The 1,361-nt window shown below is 82.7% G+C and carries 1 pseudogene; it reads right to left on the bottom strand.

The features are described 5' to 3' along the window. Positions 1–1,361, bottom strand: a pseudogene (locus OJ962_RS34180) (hypothetical protein); the annotation flags it as partial.

Below are 1,361 nucleotides of genomic sequence, written 5' to 3' on the forward strand. Positions count from 1 at the left end.
CGCCCCGGCGCCCACCCGCGCCGCCAGCGCCCGCCGGGAAGCCCGCACCGCGGCGCCCAGCGCCGCCGGCCTCGGCGAAGTCCGCACCGCCGCCGTGGCCACCCGCGCCGCCGGCCTCGGCGAAGTCCGCACCGGCGCCGCCGCTCGCGACGCCCGAGCCGCCGGTCGCGCCCGCCGCGCCGCCCGTGCTCCCTTCGGGCGCGACCTCGACGGGCGGCGCCGCAGCCGCCTCGCCGACCTGGGCCAGCCCGGCTCCACCGCCGCCGCCCCCGCCACCGCCGGCGTTGATCGCGGCCTCGAGCTTGTCGGCCCCGGCCATCGCGGCGTTCGCATCGGTCTGCGCGATCGCCTTCGGCGAGCTCGCGACGATATCCGCGGGCGCCCCGTCGGCCATCGCCGCGTTCGCGGCTTCGGCATCGAGCGCAGCCTCGGCGTCGATGACGTAATCCATCGGCCCAGCGGCCGGCCCACTCGGCACGCCGACCGCGCCGCCACCGCCCGCCTCCTCGGCCGGCGGAGCGGTCGCGAGCTCGTTCGCCTCTTCCGCCGCCTGCGCACCGTCGGCCGCACGCTCTTCGGCCGTCGCCGGAGTCGCCGACGCGGCCCCGGGCGCCGGCCCAGCCTCGGCCTCGTCCGCCTCGACGGCCGGCCCGCCCGCGCCACCGTCCGCGGACTCCTCGTTCTCGGCGCCCTCCGCCTCGGGCCCGGCCGCCGCGGACTCGCCACCCGCCGCGCGTTCGCCGCCTGCGGCCGCGCTCGTCCCACCCGTCGCCTCGGGTCCGGCCGCTTCGCCAGCGGCGCTCTCGCCACCCGCCGCCGCGGTCTCCCCGCCGGCTGCCTCAGGCCCGGCCGACTCGCCACCCGCCGCCGCGCTCTCGCCGCCAGCGGCCTCCGGCCCGGCCAGCTCAGCGCCCGCGGTCTCGCCGGCAGCCTCGGCCCCGGCGGACTCGCCACCCACCGCCACGCTCTCGCCACCCGCCGTCTCCGGCGCCGCCGACTCGCCACCCGCCGCCGCGCTCTCGCCACCCGCCGTCTCCGGCGCCGCCGACTCGCCACCCGCCGCCACGCTCTCGCCACCCGCCGCCTCGGGCCCGGCCGACTCGCCACCCGCCGCCACGCTGTCGCCGCCGGCCGCCTCCGGTCCGGCCGACTCGCCACCCGCCACCGCGCTCTCGCCGCCGGCCGCCTCGGCCCCGGCCGACTCGCCACCCGCCACCGCGGCCTCGCCGCCGGCCGCCTCGGGCCCGGCCGATTCGGCACCCGCGCTCGCACTCTCGCCGGCCGCCTCGGCCCCAGCGGACTCGACGCCCGCCGCGTGAGTCGCGGCCGAGTCGCCCCCCGCCGCGCCTGCGGTGCCCGCC

Source organism: Solirubrobacter deserti (assembly GCF_027587175.1).
GTDB lineage: Bacteria > Actinomycetota > Thermoleophilia > Solirubrobacterales > Solirubrobacteraceae > Solirubrobacter > Solirubrobacter deserti.